The organism is Microbacterium sp. cx-55, from assembly GCF_021117345.1.
Taxonomy (GTDB): domain Bacteria; phylum Actinomycetota; class Actinomycetes; order Actinomycetales; family Microbacteriaceae; genus Microbacterium.
Map to the genome: position 1 here is coordinate 622,586 of NZ_CP088261.1, position 16,886 is coordinate 639,471.

Consider the following 16,886-nt stretch of genomic DNA (forward strand, 5'->3'; position numbering starts at 1 on the left):
GGGTCGAGTAATTCATCGTGTGACGAATTTGCTGGCGTGGTGTCGGGGCCATCCGCTACGGTCGCCGTGAAGCCGCATCGGGGGGCTCTGTTCTGGGGGGAACTATGGCACATCGCCATGTCGTGAGCCGTCGCTCGCGCGCATCGATCATCGCGTTCATCGCCTCACTGGCGCTCGTCGCCGGCACGGCTTCCGCCGGGTGGGCCGTCGAGCCCGATCCCGCCCCGAGCGTCGGGCCCGCCGTGACGGCGACGACGCCCCCGGAGGGCGAGTCTCCCGACAGCGCCGGTGCGCCCGAAGAGGTTCCGACCGCACCGGTGCCCTCGAATGCGCCGGTCGCGCCGCCCGTGACCTCGGATGACGCGGCCCCGACGCCGTCGGCATCCGTCCCGCCGACGGAGCCGCGAGTCGATCCGTCCGCGGCACCTGATGCGCCGTCGGCGCCGGACGCACGATCAGCGCCGAGCGAGCCCGACGCGACCGAGACGCTGGGTGCGGCGCCGCTGCCGCTCGCGGCCGCCGCGGACGCCTCCTTCCGAATCGGCAACGGCGAAGAGCAGCCGATCAGCCCCGTCGCCGGTCCGGAGAAGACCGTGACGGTCACCGGCACGCTTGTCGACTCGACATCCGGAACACCGCTCGAGGGCGCTCCCATCTGGTACGAGAGCTCGGGAGGCGGGCTCGCCGGGACGGGCGACCCGATCGTGAGCGGAGCGGACGGGCGATTCACCGTCACGCTGCCCGCGGCGGGCAGTGCCTCCTTCACGTTCGGCCCCTCGCTCGCGACCCTGAACGTGTCGGCTTGGGGGTACCTCGATGGTGTTGCCCTGGGGTACGCCTACGACCTCGGCGCGATCGGTCTCGAACCCGGCGCCCTGCTCTCGGGAACCCTCTCCGTCCCGGACGCGCCCGTCGACACCGTCGATCTGTCGGTCTCGGTGCGCGCCAGCGAATCGCCGAACGACACCGGCTCGTGGAGCGGCACAGCGCTCACGGGCGGCACGACGACCTGGAGCGCCGTCGTTCCGGCCGGCACCGTTCGGGTGCAGCTGTCTGACGGACGCAACTACCAGCCGCTGTGGTGGAAGAACGCCACCACCGCCGACACCGCCACGGCCATCACGGTCGAGGCGGGGCAGACGGTGACCGGCATCGACGGCACCCTCACGTACGGCGCCAACTCACTCGCCGGAACCGTCCGCGGTGCCGATGGGCTGCCGCGCGCGGGCGTCGGAGTCTCGGCATCCTCCACCGGCACACCGTGGGCCTCGTACTACGCGACGACCGACGCGGAGGGCCGCTACTTCTTCGGCAACGTCACCGCCACGAGTTACCGCATCTCCTTCTCTCCCGCCCAGGGCGGCGGAGTACCGACCTACTACGGCGGCGCCACGTGGGAGACCGCCGCGACGGTGACGATTCCGGTGAGCACTCCGACCGCGCTGACCGGTCTCGACGCGACCATCCTGCCGGGAGCGACCGTGCGCGGCGCCTTCGACCCCTCGGTCGTCGGCGCCGTCCGATCGGTCAGCCTGCGCACCACCGGAGGGTCGGGCGTCGGATGGGCCAGCGTCGCGCCGGATGGATCGTTCGAGATCACCGATGTTCCCGCGGGAACGTACCGGCTCGCGATCAGCATCGGCGACGTGACAGACCTCTGGGGCGAACCCTTCACCGTCTCGGGCGCGCAGTCCGTCACCGTCGACGTCAGCGGATACACCGCCGAGACCGCACAGCTCACCCTCACCGCCGACGCACCCGTCGGCAACGGATCAGGGTTCAGCGTCGAATTGCTCGACGCCGGCACACGACAGACGGTCGCCACCGTCTACGTCGCCGCCGGAGCAACCCAGACGTTCACGGTGCGACCCGGAGACTATCTCGTGCGATTCCGCGCCGGCGCATTCAACTCCTCGCCGATCTACTACCCGTCATCCAACTCGGCGGCGGGAGCCACCGTGCTCACGCTCACGACCGATACCCCCCAGGCGATCGTGCTGAGCAGCGGATCGGGCAGCGTCTCCGGTCGGGTCACCGACGCCGCGACCGATGAGGCTCTGGGCGGCGTCGCCGTCGAGCTCTACCGCGCCGACAGCGTCGATACGCCGCCGATCGCCACGACGACGACCGACGTCAGCGGGGCGTACGCCTTCGAGGGGCTGACCGTCAACAACTACGCGGTGCGGGCCACCGGCGGCAGCACGCTCTACGTGGACCGCTGGTTCGGCCCGACCGGCGACCGCCAGGACGCCATCGCCATCGACCTGGCCGAGGGCGGTGACTACGACTCTGCCGACATCGGCCTCACGCTCGGCGGCGGGATCTCGGGCACGTTCGCGGATGCCGCGGCAACCCCGGATCGGTGGATCTCGCTGTACTTCACCCCGTCCGACGGGGGTAACAGCCTGACGGTGAGCGGCACGGCCCGCACCCTGCTCATCGACGGGCAGTACGTCGCTCGCGGCCTGCCGGCCGGTGAATACCGGGTATCCGGACGTCTGGGGCAGAACGAGTTCTTCGTCGCCGACGTCGTCACGGTCACCGCGGGCGAGATCACGACCGGGATCGACCTCGCCTTGCCGGTCGCGCAGATCGTCGGAACCGTCCGTGCCCACGCGACGGGCCAGCCCGTCTACGCCTATGTACGAGCGACGTGGACCGAGGGGAGCGAGTGGGGTCAGTGGACCAACTCCGCGTACGCGTACACCGAAAGCGACACCGGCGAGTACCGCCTGTCGGGCATTCCCGCCGAGACCCCGATCACGCTCGCCTTCACACGCGCGGACAGCTCCGACAACGTCTCGTCGCAGTGGTGGCGGAACGCCGCGACGGAAGATGCGGCAACGCCGATCGTGCTCGCGGCGGGTGCCGCACCGTTCGTCGCCGACGCCGCCCTGCTGCCGGGCATTCGCGTGACCGGACGCGTGACGGACGCGCTTTCCGGCGAGCCGCTCGAAGACGTGCGGGTGCAGTACTCGGGGCGCACCGCATCCGATGGCACGTTCGAGATCTACCTCGACCGGCCCGGACAGACGGAGATCACCACCGACGCCACCGATGACCACATCGCGTCACGGCAATCGTTCGACGTGCCCGCCGACGGCCTGGACGGCGTCGAGATCGCACTCACCCGCGGCTACCCGATCGCAGGTACCGTGTCGGCCGCCAACAACGGCGCGCCGCTGTCGAACGTCTGGCTGAGCGTGCATCCTTCCACCGACCAGTGGGGCGAATGGACCTCGATCTACGTCACGTCGGACGGCACGTTCCGCTCCGCGGCGCTCGCCCCCGGCCGGTACAAATTGGAGGCCCTCAACTACTCCGGGCTCTACGTCAGCCAGTGGTACGACGGCGCAGCGACGTTCGACAGTGCGCAGGAGATCGTCATCGTCGACCAGCCGGTCGACAACCTCGATGTGCGGATGACGCTGGGCGGCACGGTCAGCGGGCGAGTCGTCGACGCGAACGGCGACCCGATCGCCGGCGCGATCGTGGGCGTGGCCACCGCGCCCGTGAACGGGGTCGTGTCGTTCTTCCGCGGCCTGTTCGCCGCGGATTCGACGACCAGCCCCATCCTCGACATCGAGACGACGACGGACGAGAACGGGCAATTCCATCTCCCGGCGCTCGAACCGGGGGACTACACGCTCTACGTGTACTCGCCGGAACTCGGCACGACGTGGTTCGACGGCAAGAGCACGCGCGCCCAGGCCGACGTCATCCACATCGCTGCCGGGCAGACGGTCGCGATCACCGACCCGCTCGAACTCCCCCCGCTCGCGGAGGGCGACACGCCGCGGACTCCGACCGAGACCCTTGACTCGGCGTTCGCGATCGTGGCGAACCCCTCCGACCGCACCGCGGACGAGGGTGCAGAGGTCGTCTTCACCGCGATCGCGTCGGGTGACCCGGTGCCCAGCGTGCAGTGGCAGCAGCGCCTCGCCGGCGCAGACGACTGGTCCGACATCGGGGACGCGACGAGCTCGCGTCTCGTGCTGCCGGCCGTCACGGTCGCCGACGACGGCGCGCAGTTCCGTGCCGTCTTCACGAGCGGGTCGGACACTCTCGAAACGGCTGCGGCACGCCTCACGGTGACCGCGGCGGCCACCGCGCCGGCGACTCCGGCGGCGCCCGCGGTCGGCGCCGTGACCACGACGACCGCCGCGGTCAGTTGGACGGCGCCCGCCGACGGCGGATCGCCGCTGACCGGGTACCGGGTGAGCGTGTACGAGCCCGGGGCCGCACAGCCCGTGCGTGTCGTGCAGCTCGGCGCCGTGACTTCGGCCTCGCTGGGCGGCCTCGCGGCCGGGGCAGAGTACGAGGTCTCCGTCGCCGCGGTGAACGCCGTCGGAGTCGGTACCGAGTCGCCGCGGACGGCCTTCGGTACGAAGGCCTACACGCTGCCCGGTGCGCCGACGGATGTCACAGCAACGACCAGCGAGCGGATGCTGACCCTCACCTGGAATGCGCCAACCGACACCGGCGGCACAACCCTCACGGGGTACCGCCTGATCGTCTCCAGCGGCGGTGACATTTTCTCCGAGCTCATCCTCGATGCGAATTCGACATCGGCAATCATCGCCGGGCTCCAGCCGGACACGATCTACGAGCTGCGCCTCGCGGCCGGGAACAGCGTCGGATTCGGTGGCGAGACGATCATCGATGCGCGCACCGCGGCGACCACGCCCGTCGCCACCGTGCCCGACGCGCCCCAGACGCTGACCGCGACCGCCGTCGAGCCGACGTCGATAGCGCTCGCGTGGACCCCGCCCGTCTCCGACGGCGGTGCGCCGGTCAGCGGATACACCGTGAGCGTCACCGCGGCGGGCCTGCCCGTCACGGCGAACGTCACCGTCAGCGGAACGACGGCGATCGTGACCGGCCTGCTGCCCGCGACCGACTACGCGGTCACGGTTGCCGCCACGAACTCGGTCGGCACCGGAGCTTCGTCGGCATCTCTGCCGGTGACGACGGCCACGCCGCCGCCCACCGTTCCGTCGGCGGTACGCACGCTCACCGGCGCCGCCGCGACAACAGGACTCGACCTGCAGTGGGTGGCACCCGCATCCGACGGAGGCGCGGCGATCGCCGGGTACGACGTCACGATCACCCGCGGCGGCCAGCCGGTTGCGGCGGAGATCGTCACCGTCGGGCTCACGGCGACCGTCCGCGGACTCGCCGCCGACACCGAATACGTCGTGGCGGTCGCGGCGCGCAACAGCGTGGGCGTGGGGCCGTCGTCCAACGCCCTGACTCTCCGGACCGCACCCGCCGCGCCGGTGGCCACCGTGCCCGGAACGCCCGCGGCGCCGGTCGTCACGGCCCAGTCGTCCGCATCCGTCGCGCTCGAGTGGACCGCGCCGACCGACGGCGGCTCGGCGATCACCGGGTACGTCGTCCGCACCTCCGCCGCGGGCGCCGTCGTCGACGTGAAGAACGTGACGACGACCGCCACGGTCGTCACCGGGCTCACCCCCGGCACCGCGTACACGTTCACGGTCGAAGCGATTAACGCCGTCGGGGCATCGGCCGCATCCGCGTCGAGCCTGCCCGTCACCACACCCGCGGCAGTCCCGGGAGCACCCGTGGCACTGTCGGCGACGAGCCTCTCTTCGACGCAGGTCGGCGTGTCCTGGCAGGCGCCGGCGACCGACGGGGGAGCGCCCGTCACCGGGTACCTCATCTACGTGAGCGCCGAGGGTGTGACGGTGCAGATCGCCGCGAACGGGTCGCCGATCATCGTGGGCGGGCTCGCTGCATCCACGACCTACGCGATATCGGTGTACGCGGTGAACGCCGCCGGCACCGGTGCGGCGTCTACCGTCCAGGTGACGACGGATGCCGGATCGTCGCCGGAGCCGAGCGAATCTCCGTCCGCGCCGCCCACGTCGGCGCCCGGCGGCGGGGGTTCGGGCGGCGGGGGTTCGACGCCCGGCGGGTCTTCGAGCGGCGGGGCTTCGGGTGGCGGGGGTTCGGGCGGGCCGACGGCGCCGACCGGCCCGACGGCGCCGAGTGAGGCGCAGCTGGCGGACGCGAACCGGGGCGGTGTGTCGGTGCCGGCCGGCGAGATCGCTGCGGGCGGACGACTGACGGTGTCGGGACTGGCGGCCGGGGCGAGCTACGAAGCGTGGTTCTTCTCGACGCCGACCTTCGCGGGGGTCGTGACGGCCGACGCGGCCGGCCGTGCCGTCGTCACCGTGCCCGCCGCGCTGGCCCCCGGAACTCACCGCGTCGTGCTCGTCGACCCCTCGACGGGGGACATCGCCGGCTGGACGACGCTGCGCATCGCCGGAGCATTGGCCGGAACCGGAGCACACGCACCGGTGATCTGGGCGCTCGGCGGCGGAGCCCTCGTGTTCGGCGGCATGTCGTTGCTCCTGATCCGTCGGCGGTCGCGGACCGCATCCGGCATCTAGCGGACGAGCATTGCGGGTCAGGCGAACCGATACGCCTGACCCGCAATTCGTCGTTCCGGCGAGAAGCCGTGGAGCGCGTCGCCGCGGCGCTCGCCGCGCGGGAAGCGGTCGGCGCGGGCTGACCCCGCGTCGGGGTGGCGGGGCGGGTGCGGGCGGGCCTGGGTGGCGCTCCGGCCCGGGTGGCGCTCCGGGTCGCGTTCACGTGGCGCAATCGGCCGCTCGCGTGCGCGAATTGCGACACGTGAGCGGGTCTTCGGGTGCTCACGTGGCGCGATCGGTCGCCCGCATCCGCAGTTCGTGACACGCGAGCCGGGGTTTGGGGTGGAGTCGGGCTTTGGAGGTGGGGCGAGCTGTGAGTTGCTCACATGGCGCAATCGGCCGCCGGCACCCGCAGATTGCGACACGTGAGGCGGGGTTTGAGGTGGTCACGTGGCGCGATTGGTCGTCGGCGTCAGCGGATTGCGACACGTGAGCCGGTCTTCGGGGTGAGCCGGGCTTTGGAGGTGGGGTGAGCTGTGGGTTGCTCACATGGCGCAATCGGCCGCCGGCACCCGCAGATTGCGACACGTGAGCCGGGGTTTGGGGTGAGCCGGGCTTTGGGAGGTGGGGCGAGCTGTGGGTTGCTCACATGGCGCAATCCGTCGCCCGCATCCGCAGATCGCGACACGTGAGCTGGGGTTTGGGGTGCTCACGTGGCGGAATCGGTCGCTGGGGGCGCGGATTGCGACACGTGAGCGGAGGAGCGAAGGAGGAGCGGAGGAGGAGTAGCGGAGGAGTGGAGGAGGAGCGGGGGGAGCGGAAGCGAGAAGCGGGGGACGAGGGGCCTGGGTTAGAGGCCGTCGCGCCAGGAGTGCTGCGGGTCGAAGCCGAGGAGGCGCCGGGCCTTGTCGATCGACAGCAGCGTGGTGTGCTCGCCGAGCGCGCCGCGCACCTCCACATCCGGGAACACCTCCGCGACCAGCTCGTCGTTCGGGCGAGACATCACCGTGTCGGCCGCCGCGATGATGAACCGGTCGAAACCGGCGGGAGCCGCATCGAGCGACCGCGCGATCGCCTGCGCCCCGTCGCGGGCATCGATGTACCCCCACAGGTTCCACTTGCGCGCCCGCGCGTCGGCATCGAACGACGGGAACTCCGCATAATCCGCGGGCACCATCACGTTCGAAAAACGCAGCGCCGTGATGGAGACCTTCGGATGCCACCGCACCAGCTCGATCGCCATCGTCTCCTCGAGGTGCTTGACGAGCGAATAGACCGACTCCGGACGCGCCGGATACTCCTCATCCACCGGGATGTACGGCGGCGGCACATCGAACGGCAACCCCAGCACCGTCTCGCTCGACGCGTACACGATGCGCGTCACCCCGAGCCGGATCGCCGCCCAGAACACGTTGAACGTCGACGCGATGTTGTTGTGGAACGTCGCGATATCCGGACGGATGCCGGGCGCCGGAACCGCCGCGAGGTGCACGAGCGCGTCGACGCCGTCGTGCTGATCGCCGACCGCCTGCAGCGCATCGACGACCTGGCCGTAGTCCGTCAGATCGACCTGCACGAAACCCGGGCCCCGCGTGCCGTGCTGATCGAACCCGATCACCTCGTGCCCGCCAGCCCGCAACTCCCGCACGACGACAGCGCCGAGCTTTCCCGACGATCCGGTGACAGCGATGCGCATGATGTTCTCCTCGACGAGCGACAGAAGGGATGCGCAGACCAACGCGCACCCGGAGTCTATGGCGCGCGAGAGACCTCTCGGTCGGGCTTGCGCCGCACGCGGGGAGGAGCCATCCGACGCGCGGAAACCGCCAGCCCGCGCCCGCGCGACCACGCCGGGAAAGCGTCAAACCGGTCCCGCGCGAGCAGGCGGCGCAGAGCCGAACCGGCCCGCGCGAGCAGGCGGCGCAGAGCCAGCCGGCACCCGCGCGCAACGCCACCCGGCACCCGCGCGCAGTCCTCCCGACAGCCACCCGGGCGAAACTTTCACGCCCTTTCGCCACATCACCTGGGCGAAAGTTTCATTATCACGATCCAAACTGTGCTGTGATCGTGCACACTTCAGGTGTGCCGCTGTTCGAGATGGAAGCGACGCGGCCCGCTCGCGTACGCGTCTTCCTGCGCGCCCAGCTGCCGTTCCTCCTCAGCGTCCTCTTCATCGCCGCGATGGTGGCCCTCGGGCACCCCGACCACTTGACCTCGCCGATCCTCATCGCGGGCGTCGCCGTGACGTTCGCTGCATCCGCCGCATCCGTCCTACTCCCCTGGGAGAAATGGCGTCCGACGTGGATGCTGATCATCGCCGTCGCCGACATGATCGCGGTCGCGTTCCTCCGCGCCGACCTGACCGGCACGATCCCCTCGGTCGGCATGCTCGCGATCTTCCCCGTGCTCTGGATCTCCTACGGATTCGGGCGCTGGGCGATCAGCGTCGCCATCGTCGGCGCCGCGTTCATCACGTCGTTCACGTTCGCGTACCAGGGGCGCGTGCCCGGCTCGGTGGCGGACTGGATCAACGTCATCGTGCTGCCGGTGCTCATCGTCGCCGTCGCGTTCATCGTGAACATCGCCGCCGACAAGCTCCGCCGTTCGGGCCGCCGCATCGCCGCGGCGCACGATGCCGAGTCCGCCGCGCTGCGCCTGGCGCTCGACAGCGAGTTCCTCGCCGGCAGCATCCTGAACACCGTGCACGCGGCCGTCATCTACTACGACGCCGACGGCGCGCTTCTCGTCGCGAACCGGCGTGCAATAGAGATGTCGGCCTCGATGGGACTCTCGCTCGCGGCCCCGCCCTACTTCGGCGACGACGTGTTCGGGGCCGATCGGGTCACCCCGATCCCGCGCGAACAGCAGACCATCGCGCGCGCGCTGCGCGGAGAGAACATCGCCGATCACCTGGAATGGGTCGGCCCGCCCGACCTGCAGCGCGCCATCAACATCGCCGCGAAGCGCGTGCACCGCGAGGACGGCGTGCGCATCGGCACCGTCGTCGTCGCGCACGACGTCACCGACCTCGCCACCGCCGTCGACGTGCGCGAGCAGTTCCTGAAGACCGTTTCACACGAGCTGCGCTCGCCGATGACCAGCATCATCGGCTACCTCGACCTGATCGGCGAGCGGCTGCCGGACGCCGACCGCAGCGGCCACGCCTACCTCGACATCGTGCTGCGAAACGCCGACTCGCTCATGGACCGGATCGGCGAACTCGTCGCCGCGACCACCGATTCGGTGTTGGTGTCGTCGCAGCACACCGACCTGACCGCGCTCGTCGGCGACGCGATCGCCGACGTCGGCGACCGGGCAGAGGCCCGCGGCATGACGATCGAGCGCGTCGGCGAAATCGTGTTCTCTGCCCCCGTCGACCCGTGGCGGATGCGGCAAGTCGTGCGCGAGCTGCTCACCAACGCCGTGAAGTTCGGCACCCCGCACACCGCGATCACGATCGGGCAGGTGCGCGAAGGCGACGTCTGCCGCATCAGCGTCACGAACACCGGACCGGCGATCGGCCGATCCGACCGGCGGCTCGTCTTCGACCGCTTCTACCGTGCCCCGCACGCGCACCAGAACGCGATCCAGGGTTTCGGAATCGGCCTCAGCCTCGTGAAAGACGTGATCGCTTCTCACCACGGACGCGTGATCATCGACGCGCCGTACGCCGGAGCGACGCGCTTCACGATCGAGGTGCCGTCCGTGGTGGCGTCGGCGTAGAGGTCGTCGCGCGGCCCCGCGGCCCTGCGGCCCCGCGGCACTCCGGGCGTGCGTCACCCGCGGTGCTGCGTTCTTCCGGCCCCCGCTGTTACGAGAAGCGCGGGTAGTCGAGGTCGCCGAGATCCTGGTTCGGGTCTTCTTCTTCGTCGTCCTCGACGACGAAGAAGTCGCGCGGGGTGGGGCTGATGCGCTCGAGCCGGGCGTGCAATGCCCGTACATCGTCATCGAACGAGGGCACTTCGCCGGTCGGCTCCCAACGGGCAGGAGCCGACAGTACATCGTTGCCCACGCCGATCACGAGCTGCGCCATGCCCTCCTCGCCCGTACGGTCATCGATGATCGGGATGCTGACGGCTTCCGCGTTGCCCTGCTTCGCGACCGCCGCGGTCAGGAGCACCAACACCTCGGCGACGTCGTCGGTGGTGTGAACGGTCTGGCCCGCATATGTCACGCTGCGCATGAGTGAAGTGTTTCGTGCCACCCCGGACGAAAGCGGGGGGTTGCGCACGAGTGCTACACGGCGCAGGGCCCGGTTCGGCTCAGGCGCGGTCGCCGAACTCCGGAGTGAGGAAACGGCGCTCGTAGCGGCGGATGCAGCCCGACTCATCCGCGAAGCGGTAGGCCGCGAGGCATTCCGCATCCGTCGTCGCCGTGACCCGGTACTGCTCGTACGCGGCGAGGGAATCGAAGGTGAACAGCGCGAACGCCTCGTCGCTGTCGCCTTCGCTCGGCAGGAAGTAGCCGTGATGGATGCCGCCGAGCTTCTCGACGAGGCGGATCCACTGCCGTCCGTACTCGCGGAAATCGTCGACCTTGGCCGCATCGATCTCGTAGCGCAGGTGGATCGTGATCACGCGCGGGAGCCGGTCCGCGCGGGCGAAGGCGCCGCATCCGGAACCGTGGCGAACGCGCGCACCGGGAAGGTGCCGAACGCCTCGACCTTCGGTGGGACCGCCGTGAAGCGCGCGCCGCGCTCGGGAACTGCGTCGAGCCCGGTGAGGTGCTCGACAACGTGGATACGGGCTGCGAGCAGCAGCGAGTGCGCCGGGCGGGCGCCCGCCGCATCCGGGCTCGTGTCGTCGATGTTCAACGAGTCGATGCCGACGAGCGCGACACCCTGCGCGATCAGCGCCCGCGTGCCGGCCTCGGTGAGGAACGGGGCGTCGGTGGCGTAGGCGGGGGTGCCGAAGTGGCGGTCCCAGCCGGTGTCGAGCAGCACGGCGGAGCCCGCGGGGATGTCGGTGGGCAGGTCGGATGCGTCGATGCCGCGGCGTCCGATGCCGCGCACGTGCACGGTGACCGTCGGGAGGTCGACGAGCGTCGCAAGGTCGAGGCTCGAGAGATCGCCGCCGTCGCCATAGCGGTGGAAGGGCGCATCGAGGTAGGTGCCCGTGTTGCCGATCATGGTGATGATGTCCATCGCGAACTCGGTGCCGGGAGCGTAGACGCCGCGCGAGTTCTCGCGGGTGAGATGCGGGGTGAACGTCGGTGCGGGCAGGCCGGGGTAGGTGACGAGGCCGGCGCGGATGGTGTGGCTGAGATCGATGAGCACACGCCCAGTCTGCCGGGGTGGTCGGCCGCATCCGTACCGCGCATCGCGCATCGGCAGGAAAGCGACGGCGGATGACGGGCGTCGAGCGTTTACCCCTATCCGTCACCGAATTCCAGCCCCCCGATGCGCGGGGATCGCCGACGTAGCGTGGGGGAATCGCGCGGGGCTCGTCCCCGGTTGATCACAGAGAAGGGAGCCCGAACTATGGGACTCGACGACAAGATCAAGAACGCTGCCGAAGACATCTCCGGCAAGGCCAAGGAGGCCGCTGGTAAGGCCACCGACAACGAACGCCTCGAGGCGGAGGGCAAGGGTGACCAGACCCGCGCCAGCCTCAAGAAGGCCGGCGAGGACGTCAAGGACGCGTTCAAGTAAGCCTGCCTGACGATGCCCCGGAGACTCGTTCTCCGGGGCATTCGTCGTGTTCGGGCGGGGTCAGCCCGAGGGGTTGTCGACGGGGCGGTTGTTCTCGTCGGTGGTGTCGGGGAGCTCGGGGGAGTCGCTCGTGAGCGGCGCACCATCCGGGGCTTCCGGCGTCTCCGGATCGTGGTCGCCGTGGGTGTTCTTCGCGGAATGCTGATCAACCATCGGGTCGCTCCTCTCCTGCGGCGCACAAGGCGGCCGCGTCGGTGAACAGGCGACGTTACGCGCGTCGGCCTGCGGCATCCGGGGCTTGACGCCCGCGAACACGCGTCGCAGAGGGGATGCGGGGCGGCCCGCGTAGTGCGGACCGCCCCGTGCGATGTCGAGGGGTCAGGACCTCCGCGCGCGTGCTCGCGCGACGAAGCCCGCCGCGATCGCCAGTCCGCCCAGCAGGAGCAGCGCTCCGATCGGGGCGATCATCCCCGTCGCCGCAAGCGAGCCGTTGCGCTCGGATCCGGGCGCCGCAGCGACACCGTCACCGGTGTCCGGTCCCGAACCCGGGCCGGACCCGCCGCCGCCGCCGCCTCCTCCGCCTCCGCCCCCGGCCGACACGGTGAACACCGCCGACGCGGGAGACGGCGCGGATTCGCCGACGCCGTTGAGCGCGACGATCCGTGCGGTGTACGACCCGTCGGCTAGACCGGCAACGGTCGTCCGCATCTGCGCGGCGAGACCATCGGTGACGGTCACCGTCCGCACCGGCGCTGCGACTCGTCCGGTCGCGGCGAGAGCGGGGCCTGCCCACAGCTCGACACGGTACGACGTGACGTCCGATCCGCCGTCAGCTGGAGCCGCCCACGCGACCGTGGCCGACGAACCCGACACCGAGACGCTCGGCGCCGCCGGCGCGTCAGGCACGGTGGGTTCCTCGCCATCCGTGTCGAGCACGAAAGGCGCGAAGGCGATCCAGTCGACATCGGGCGCGATCGCATATCCATCCCGCACCTGATCGTCGGACGTGCTGCCCGTCGGGCCCTCGTCGATGAACAGAGTGGAACGGGTGTTGCCGAACTCGATCGCCCCGCCGTCGGTGCGGAGGTTCAGCGGCATGACCGCTTCCCAGAAGTTCGTCGCCAGGTACGTGTACCGGAACGTGGTGCGCCCGGCCAGGCCGTCGACACCGCCCTCCGACGCCTGGAGCCCGAGGTCGACGACCTGTGGGTTGTAGTCGTGAGTGCCCTCGATGTCATCGTTCGAGTAGTGGACAACCGCGTTGTACTGGCCTGCCGCCGCGAAGCCGTCGCCACGCGGGATCGAGAGGGTGCCCTCGTTGGCGGGATTCGCGTCGGTGATGCCGAGTCCCTGGACGAAACCGTCCCCCGAACCAGACGTGCCCGCGCCCGTCGTCGGCTGGTCGCTGAAGCCGGAGACCCGTGCCGATCCGCCGAGCGTGACCGTGGTGAGGTCCTCCGCCTCCACCCGCACGATGCGGGCATCGCCCTCGACGGCGCGCGTCGTCGTCACCCCCGACACGGTCGCCGGACCGGAGCTGCGCAGCTCGACCTCGCTGATCCCCTCGGGGAGATGCACGCGGACACGGGATGCGGTCTCGCCCCCGCTGCGCTCGAACGTGCTCGCCACTCGACCGTCGACCGTGAGTTCGAGACGCGCATCGCCGTCCGCTGCCCAATCGACCGTGACGTCGTAGTAACCCGACTCGTACGCGGAGGGGTAGAGATCGATGCGTTCGCCGTCATCGAGGCGCGCGGAGCCGCGAGCCGCGCCGTCCCACGTGAGTGTCGCGCCCTCCGCGAGGCGGAAGGTCGACGCCGGGTACCGGACGCTCTCGGTGTTGACGTCGTCCCCGATTCGGACGAGCTCGAAGCGGTCGAGAGTGACACCTCCCTCGTAGCCCGCGTTCGCGAGCAAAGTTGTGCCGTCCTCGCTGGTGCGCAGACTGAGCGTGTTCTCGCCGGCCGCGAGCGCCACGGCGACCTCGGCACTCCCGCGAGCGACGCCGCGCACGTTGCTCGGTTTGATCGCGTTCGCGCCGTACTGCACGATCTGGTCGAACGCGTCGTCGACGAACAGCGCATGCTGCACGGGCACGCCGGGCGTCGCCCCGAGGATCTGCAGGCGATACAGCCCCGGTTCCTCGATGTCGACCGTCCAATCCGCCCGCGAATCGAGGGCGGCGAAGCCCGACACGTCCCGATCCGCGGACGCGCGGTATCCGTCCGGGGTCCGTTCCGACGCCGACTGCAGGGTCACTCGTTCCGCTTCGATGACGTGACGCTCACTCTGCGCGCTCAGTGCGGCCGCGACGTCGCGCGGCGCAGCCGGGGTGACGATCACCTGGTAGGCGCTGCTCGCATTCGCAGAGGGGATACGGATGTCGACCCGTCCGTTCACGATGGCCGCACCGTCGAACGCAGCGACCACACGAGGAGCGCCGGAGATACCGTCGGTTCCGCTCACGAGTGCTTCGCGGACCTCGATATCGACCGCGTCGCCGAAGGTGCCGGGGTCGAGGCCCTCCAGAGCGAGGGCGCCGTCGCGACCGTCGGCGATGCCCGCCACGATCACCTGCGCCCGCCGTGACTCCTCATCGATGGCCGCGATCGCCTTCTGCTCCCCGAGGGGAACGCGAACGGTCTCCGACCCGGTCAGATCGCCGTACCACTTGAACAGCCACCATCCGCCGTTCGCCGCGTTCACTTTGGCCTGGTTGTCGGACAGCGTTCCGGATGCGGTCCAGTACGCGGTCTGCGCATCGATCTTCGCGGCCTCGAAGCTCGCGAACCAGCGCAGCAGGTTGGCCGGGGAGCTCATGTTGGTGCTGGCGCCCCACTCGGTGATGTTCACCTGGGGGACGTCCTCGGGCGCGATGCCGAGATTCCGCGCGTACTGACGGAACTGCTCCGCACGCTGCGGCATCCACTGGTAGCCGCGTAGCTCGTGCCAGACATAGACGTCCGGCACCGTGTCGGTGTCGATCGCCATCTTCAGGAATGAGGTGATGTTCCCCTCGCCCCGCCAGGCGGCGTCGCCGGGACCGGCGATCCGGGGCCGTTCGAGGTCGTACTTCGCGTAGGTATCGGTGATGACATCCCAGGCGGCCGTCCAGTCGGTCGCGCCGTCCGGAGTGAAGCTGTCGGGCTGCCCGCCCACGTGCATGTAGCGGTTGTAGAGGTCATCCGAGTTCAGCCACTGCAGGTCCACCTCGTTGAACGGGATGAAGACGTACTTCTCCGGGTTGTCGGACTCGCGGGCGATCTCGTCGACGACGATCTCGAGTACCTCGAGGTAGTCCCAGCGTCCGTTCGGCGTCGAGGTGCGCTCGCCGGTCAGACGGCCGTCGTCGCCGCGCGCGAACGTCAGGTCGTCGCCGGGGCGTCGGCCTCCGTTGTAGGGCCAATCGGGGTAGAAGTCCTGGGTGTAGACGTAGAGGTCCTTGCCGTGCTTGTCGAAGAACGAGTCCTCGATGTGGAAGGCATCGCCGCCGGGATGCTGGGTGCCGAACGGCGGCTTCTGCGACACGTTCGTCATCGCGGCGCCGTTGACGAGCGCCTGCGTGGGCGATCCCTCATCGCCGAGGCCGTACAGTGTGCCCGAGGCTCCGCCGCGGAACTCGCCCGTGGTCTCGGAGAAGTCGACAGTGACGTCTTCGGTCAACCGCTCGTCGACCGTGACGGTGGCGGTCAGGGTGCCGTCCCATCCGTCGACCGTGCCCGCGACCGTGAACACCGATCCTGCGTTCGCGTAGTCGGCGGGACGAACGCGCTCCCACTCGATCGGGGCATCGACCGCGGGGCCCGCTTCGCGCGCGGCAGCGACGGTCGACGGCAAGACGGGCGGGATGCCGGCGGGTGTCGTGAGAGCCCAGGTCTCTTGCGAGAGCCCCACGATCTCGCCGACGTATCCGGAGAAGAGCGTCTCGACCTGCGCGGCGGTCAGCGCCTCCCGGTAGACCGAGAAATCGTCGAACTCGCCGCCGAAGAAGGCGGCCCACGGGCCGGCCCACGGCACGCGGCCGATGAGGCCCGAGCGGGTGCTGGACGCGCTCGCGAGCTTCGCGAAATCGACGGTTACCGCCTCGCTCCGAACGAGCGAGCCGTTGATGTAGTACGAGAGGGTGGAGCCGTCGACGACGCTCGTGATGTACGTCCAGGTATCGGTGGACAACGGCGCGGGGGAGACCGCCTTCACCTCGCTCCCGGAGTTGGCGGCAGCCTTCGACTGGCCGCCCTCGTTTGGCACGTAGTAGACGCCCCAGTTGTCGGCGGGGAGTGCATCGCTGCCGACGATGTACGCCCAGGGCAGCTGGCTCGCGTTCTTGCCGTCCCACTTGATCCACGTCGACACGGTCAGGGCGTCTGCATCGTCGAACAGGCCGGCCGGGATCTCGAGGTAGGGCTTGTCGCTGGAGGGGGAGTTCTGGGCGCCGCCCGGCAGCAGGCCGGACGAGCCGGCGTCGTCGGTCGGCCCGTCGCCGCGCGCCAGCGTCGGCGCGTTTCGGACCCGCGCATCGAAGGCGGCGCCGAGCGACCCGTCGTTCGTGACCGTCCCGAGCGACGCATCGCCATCGAACGAGTACCGCACCGACGGGTCGGGCAGCGAAACGGCGGCGTGCGCCGCGGGAGCCGCGGCCGACACGAGCGATGCGGCCAGCACAGCGGTCGTCGTCAGTGCTGCGGCGAAGGTTCGGCCCGGTCGGGCAGACGTGCGTGAACGGTGTCTCATCGCTTCCTCTTCATTGAGTGTCGAGTGCATTTCCGGCGGCCGCGGAGTGGTTCTCGGGCGCCCGTGCGGCGGAGAAACAGAAATCATCCGCCGTGTCGGGTCGAAGCTAG

General features: G+C 70.1%; 9 protein-coding genes. 3 read left to right on the top strand and 6 right to left on the bottom strand.

The annotated features are described in order from the left end of the window. The first annotated feature begins 104 nt into the window (after positions 1–104). On the top strand, positions 105–6,416 hold the full coding sequence (locus LQ938_RS03010; RefSeq protein WP_223721694.1) for a fibronectin type III domain-containing protein: 6,312 nt from the start codon (positions 105–107) through the stop codon (positions 6,414–6,416). Between the two features lie 829 nt (positions 6,417–7,245). On the opposite strand, the gene LQ938_RS03015 is transcribed toward LQ938_RS03010, so the two are convergent. Next, positions 7,246–8,091 carry an NAD-dependent epimerase/dehydratase family protein gene (locus tag LQ938_RS03015; RefSeq protein ID WP_223721695.1) on the bottom strand — a complete coding sequence of 282 codons (846 nt, stop codon included), beginning with the start codon at positions 8,089–8,091 and terminating at the stop codon, positions 7,246–7,248. A gap of 386 nt (positions 8,092–8,477) precedes the next feature. On the opposite strand from LQ938_RS03015, the gene LQ938_RS03020 reads away from it, so the two are divergent. Continuing rightward, a complete protein-coding gene (locus tag LQ938_RS03020) occupies positions 8,478–10,118 on the top strand; it encodes a sensor histidine kinase (RefSeq protein ID WP_223721696.1) in 1,641 nt (546 codons plus the stop codon). An 88-nt stretch (positions 10,119–10,206) separates the two neighbouring features. Here LQ938_RS03020 and LQ938_RS03025 read toward each other — a convergent pair whose 3' ends face one another. The 3 genes from LQ938_RS03025 to LQ938_RS03035 form a co-directional block, all read right to left on the bottom strand. Beyond that, on the bottom strand, positions 10,207–10,578 hold the full coding sequence (locus LQ938_RS03025) for a hypothetical protein (RefSeq protein WP_223721697.1): 372 nt from the start codon (positions 10,576–10,578) through the stop codon (positions 10,207–10,209). A 79-nt stretch (positions 10,579–10,657) separates the two neighbouring features. Beyond that, the gene (locus tag LQ938_RS03030; RefSeq protein ID WP_223721698.1) at positions 10,658–10,972 is read right to left on the bottom strand and encodes an NIPSNAP family protein; all 315 of its coding nucleotides are present in this window, start codon (positions 10,970–10,972) and stop codon (positions 10,658–10,660) included. Next, positions 10,969–11,670 carry a cyclase family protein gene (locus LQ938_RS03035; RefSeq protein ID WP_223721699.1) on the bottom strand — a complete coding sequence of 234 codons (702 nt, stop codon included), beginning with the start codon at positions 11,668–11,670 and terminating at the stop codon, positions 10,969–10,971. Before LQ938_RS03035 ends, LQ938_RS03030 begins: the two co-directional genes overlap by 4 nt. A 204-nt stretch (positions 11,671–11,874) precedes the next feature. Between LQ938_RS03035 and LQ938_RS03040 the strand changes: the two genes are divergently transcribed. After that, a complete protein-coding gene (locus tag LQ938_RS03040; protein WP_223721700.1) occupies positions 11,875–12,045 on the top strand; it encodes a CsbD family protein in 171 nt (56 codons plus the stop codon). Between the two features lie 60 nt (positions 12,046–12,105). On the opposite strand, the gene LQ938_RS03045 is transcribed toward LQ938_RS03040, so the two are convergent. Next, the gene (locus LQ938_RS03045; protein ID WP_223721701.1) at positions 12,106–12,258 is read right to left on the bottom strand and encodes a hypothetical protein; all 153 of its coding nucleotides are present in this window, start codon (positions 12,256–12,258) and stop codon (positions 12,106–12,108) included. 165 nt (positions 12,259–12,423) lie between these two features. Beyond that, positions 12,424–16,776: a LamG-like jellyroll fold domain-containing protein gene (locus tag LQ938_RS03050; protein WP_223721702.1), complete on the bottom strand. Its 4,353-nt coding sequence runs from the start codon at positions 16,774–16,776 to the stop codon at positions 12,424–12,426. Positions 16,777–16,886 lie beyond the last annotated feature (110 nt).

Excerpts from the sequence above, each read along its gene's own strand:
- LQ938_RS03015 (WP_223721695.1), bottom strand. The coding sequence starts at position 8,091 with ATGCGCATCGCTGTCACCGGATCGTCGGGAAAGCTCGGCGCTGTCGTC.
- LQ938_RS03045 (WP_223721701.1), bottom strand. The coding sequence starts at position 12,258 with ATGGTTGATCAGCATTCCGCGAAGAACACCCACGGCGACCACGATCCG.
- LQ938_RS03010 (WP_223721694.1), top strand. The coding sequence starts at position 105 with ATGGCACATCGCCATGTCGTGAGCCGTCGCTCGCGCGCATCGATCATC.
- LQ938_RS03040 (WP_223721700.1), top strand. The coding sequence starts at position 11,875 with ATGGGACTCGACGACAAGATCAAGAACGCTGCCGAAGACATCTCCGGC.
- LQ938_RS03025 (WP_223721697.1), bottom strand. The coding sequence starts at position 10,578 with ATGCGCAGCGTGACATATGCGGGCCAGACCGTTCACACCACCGACGAC.
- LQ938_RS03050 (WP_223721702.1), bottom strand. The coding sequence starts at position 16,776 with ATGAGACACCGTTCACGCACGTCTGCCCGACCGGGCCGAACCTTCGCC.